The 4,252-nt window shown below is 33.2% G+C and carries 3 protein-coding genes; 2 read left to right on the forward strand and 1 reads right to left on the reverse strand.

The window, feature by feature from the left end:
• Positions 1-507 (reverse strand): hypothetical protein (locus EA412_11745; protein ID TVR77223.1); only part of this gene is annotated, 507 nt, incomplete at its 3' end.
• 110 nt (positions 508-617) lie between these two features.
• Between EA412_11745 and EA412_11750 the strand changes: the two genes are divergently transcribed.
• Both EA412_11750 and EA412_11755 read left to right on the forward strand, forming a co-directional pair.
• Entirely contained in the window at positions 618-1,268 is a 651-nt protein-coding gene (locus tag EA412_11750; protein TVR77224.1) for a VWA domain-containing protein, read from the forward strand.
• Between the two features lie 190 nt (positions 1,269-1,458).
• Positions 1,459-4,251: a T9SS C-terminal target domain-containing protein gene (locus EA412_11755; GenBank protein ID TVR77225.1), complete on the forward strand. Its 2,793-nt coding sequence runs from the start codon at positions 1,459-1,461 to the stop codon at positions 4,249-4,251.
• Position 4,252 lies beyond the last annotated feature (1 nt).

The following is a 4,252-nucleotide window of genomic DNA, read 5'->3' on the forward strand; positions in this document are numbered from 1 at the left end:
ACTCCCCCTATACATTTCCAACAATTCCTCTAAAGTTTCAATTTGCTTTTTCAACAACTCATTTTGCGCTCTCAGGTGATTGTTTTCTAAGGTTAATCTAATCAAATCGCCCGACTTACTACTTCTAAATTCTTGCGGTTCCGAACGTTTTATATTAAAGTTATCCCGCTTTCGATCCTCTTCCATGTCAAAATCTTCACTATAAACCTCATCCATCATAAGGTTTGAATCAAAGAAACTACTTTTAATATTTGATTCCTCTTTTAAATCATTAGTATCCTCCTTAAATATTGGGTGCTCTCCACTTAACAAATATTCCGGCCTTACTAAATAAAGCTTACTTAACCACGTAATAAAATCCGTTGTAGCTTTTGTGCGCCCTTTCAACATTTCATTCAAATGCTGAGGACTAAAACCATACTCTTTTGCAAGCTGGCTTTTGTTTTTTACCCTTCCTGTTTTTATCAATAATTCTATTAAAACAGAAAGTCTTTTGTTTAAATCCATAAAAATTTATTTACAGATAATTTGTATTATTACAAAATATTTGTAATATTGCTGTGTATTTATACTGAATATCTGTAAAGATACATTTTTTAATACTAAAAATCAAAATCATGAACAAAAAACAAAAGGTGCACAACCTAATTATTTTAGATGAGAGCGGTTCTATGGACACCATAAAATCGACAGTAATTCAGGGGTTTAATGAATTAATACAAACTATTCAAGGAATTGAAAAACAATATCCGGAACAGGAACATTTCATCTCTTTTATTTCATTCAACGGATTGGGGCAAAAGTTACAGCATTTTATGGATCCGGTAAGTAAGCTTAAACAAATAGACAGTTCTAATTATAAACCCTATGCTTCTACTCCATTATTTGATGCTTTAGGCTTTAGTCTGAATAAATTAAAACAGTCTTTAGAAGGACAATCTGATTATTATGTTCTTGTTACTATTCTGACTGATGGCAAAGAAAATGCTTCTAAAGAATTTTCAGGTAATAACATTAAACATCTTATCGAAGAGCTAAAACAAAACAGATGGACTTTTACCTATATTGGAACTGATCATGACATAGACAAAATCGCTTCATCTCTTTCAATTAATAACTCATTATACTTTGAAAAAAATGAAGATGATATTAATAAAATGTTTAGAGAAGAAAGAGAAGCAAGAGTAGTATATAGCCATAAAGTATCCTTAAAACAAGATGTATCTTCTAACTTTTTTGATGATTCAAAAGACAAAAATGACAAATAATAGCTAAATATTAAAAAACTACTCCTTACAAAGGTTTTTGCTAAGCGTAAAAACCTTTGTAAGTCTTTTTGAAAATTTAGTGCCTACATTTATTTTATATAAAAATGTAGATTTTTTAGTTTTCTTTATAAAATATATGTAAATTTGGTTAAGAAACCGGGTTTTATTTAAAATTTTAAAATAAAACCGTATGATTTTCAAGATTTTTTTATCCGTATTATTCTTCTATAGCATTCCATTGCTATTAATGTCACAAACTTGTTGGCAAAACTATTACAATCCAAGTCCGATGTCAGGAAATTCTGTATCGGCTTTGCAGATTCATGAATCTGCAAATGGATTTTTTTTAACAGTAACATTTGTATCCGGGAGTATAGAAATCTATTCTATTAATCAAAATGGAGAGCTAAATTATGCAACTCCACAATTAAAAGCAGATGAGAATAGTTTCACACCTGTATCTGATGGTGGATTTGTCCTTGCGTATACCTTAAAGAACGGAGATACTTTTCAACTTCCCTCAAGCAATATAATTGAGCTTAAAGAAATTGTAATAAAAAAATTTAATGCAGAAGCTACTGAAGATAATGACTCCTGGGAGTTTCGTTTTTTTGATGGAGACAACTCTTTAATGAATATCTTTGTCAAAGAATTGGATAACCAGGACATCCTGGCATCATATCGCACGTGTGGATTTGATCTTAATACCTATTGTATTCCAATATATTCTGCATTAGTCAGGATGACAAGTTCAGGAGATTCTGTTTTTGTACAAAATTTTTACGATAAAGATTTGTTAGATGTAGCTGAACTCCCAAACGGTGATATAGTAGGTTTATATGCTTACGGAGGAAATTTGCATTTAATCGGATTAAACTCAATGGGTCAAACGCTTTGGACACAGAGTGGTTTTGGTTCCTTTCAGCTCAATCATTTTTATAGTACTAAAATTCACAAGTCTACTACACAAAACTTAATCCTGAATACCCAAACAGGCATTTATAAAACTGATCTTTCCGGGAATTTAATCTGGCATGAAACTATAGATGCAAATGCAATTTACCCGGTTGAAAACGGTGGTTTTTTAACGGTGAATGAGGCACCCAATCCGGATTATACAAACCATCAAAATATAAATAAAATACATGTAAAAAAGTATGACCAAAATGCACAGCAATTGAATGAATGGTTTTTACCCGATACGACAAACAATAGTATTGATGCGCCTATAGATGCAAGATTCAATGCAAATGACATTAAAGTAACTTCTAATGGTGAAATTGTGGTTCTAGGAACTAAAGCAAATATTTCAAATGGTATCTATGTTGCAGTTTTTGATAGCACTTCTTCTTGTTATGAACCTATAAATACTTACACAGACAAAAATGAATGTGGAACCCTAACAGCAGGTAACGTAGCTGCCGGCTTTTGCAATTCAGGACTGTTTTTTAACACTTTTCTCGGCGGAGGATTTTATACACCAATTGATAGTCAGACAAAAACAATTTTTTCAAGTGGATTGTGGCTGGGAGGAAAAGATGTACTCACAGATCAACTTTATTTATCTGCTACCACTTATGGACAAATGCAAAGCAGTTATTGGCCGGGACTAATTGAAGAAAATATGGGCGGGATTAAATCTATGCATTGGGACAGAGTTTGGAAAGTTAGCCATTCCGAGATAATTAATCATATCAATGATTTTTTGGATAACGGACAAATTGACAACCCGAATCCTTCTATTTTTGAATGGCCGGGAGAGGGCAATCCTCATGCAAAAGGAAAAAATGGTGAGTCTATTAGCGTTTCTAAAAGTGCCGCTCCTTTTGTGGACCTCAATCAGAATGGTATTTACGAGCCTCATTTAGGTGAATACCCTTTAATTAAAGGTTGTGAGATGCTGTGGTTCGTCATGAATGATTCTTTGCATGGTAATATGCAGGGCTTAAACAGCCCTTTCAATGCTGAAATACAGGTAAGTGCATATGCTTTTTCAGACACCTCCTTTCCCGATCTTTATAATTCCATTATAGCAGAATATAAAATCTACAACTATTCAGGAAGAGACTATTATGATTTTTATTTTGGCAAATTCATTGATTTTGAAATCGGTTGTTTTAATAATAATTATGTTGGTGTAGATACTTTAAACAACACATTTTATGGATACTCTGCAACAGAAATTGATGCAACTTGTGCCACTCAAGGATTTGGGCAAGATCCTCCTATACAGACTGCTACTTCATTAAATCATGATTTCAGTTCATTTGTGAGCTATGAAAGTAATTTCAATCCCATAAGCGGAATACCAACAAAAAATAACCATTATTATAACTATATGCAAGGCAATTGGTTAGACGGGAGCCCTATTACATATGGTGATAACGGTATAGGTGGAAATACAGCATTCCCTTTTTTGTATAACGGTAACCCTGCCGACACCACTACATGGTCCGAATGTAGTGTGAACAATCCGCCGGGTAGCAGAAGGTCAGTGGGTTCCATTGGAATGTCAGATTTCGAAAACGGACAGTCCAAAACTGTTAAGTATATGTATACAACTTTTTATGGAGAGAACCTTTCGGCATGTTTTGACTATAATGCAACTGCAGAGCCCAGACTCATATATTTGAAAGACAACTATACAAACCACTTAAATTGTAACAATGAGGGAAGTTTACCGGAAATACCTGATTCATTGATTCAATATCCAAGTTCAATTTATGAATCTTCGTCAGAAAAAATAGCCATATCGGTATTCCCTAACCCGGCTACCGAACATGCTATTATAACTTTAGACGGTTTTGAGTTTCCTTCTATCATTGAGCTATGGGATGTAAAAGGCCGAAAAGTGCAATCGGAAAAAACTTACAAAAACACCTATTTGCTTAATACAGTAGATTTGCAAACAGGCACATATTTTATCAAGGTAATCAATAAAAACAAAGGATTTAAATCAACGCCTTTGCATATTGTAAGATAAT

The sequence above is a fragment of the Chitinophagaceae bacterium genome (genome assembly GCA_007695095.1).
Lineage (GTDB): Bacteria > Bacteroidota > Bacteroidia > Chitinophagales > REEL01 > REEL01.

Coding starts and splice junctions, on each gene's coding strand:
- EA412_11755 (TVR77225.1), top strand. CDS start 1,459: ATGATTTTCAAGATTTTTTTATCCGTATTATTCTTCTATAGCATTCCA.
- EA412_11750 (TVR77224.1), top strand. CDS start 618: ATGAACAAAAAACAAAAGGTGCACAACCTAATTATTTTAGATGAGAGC.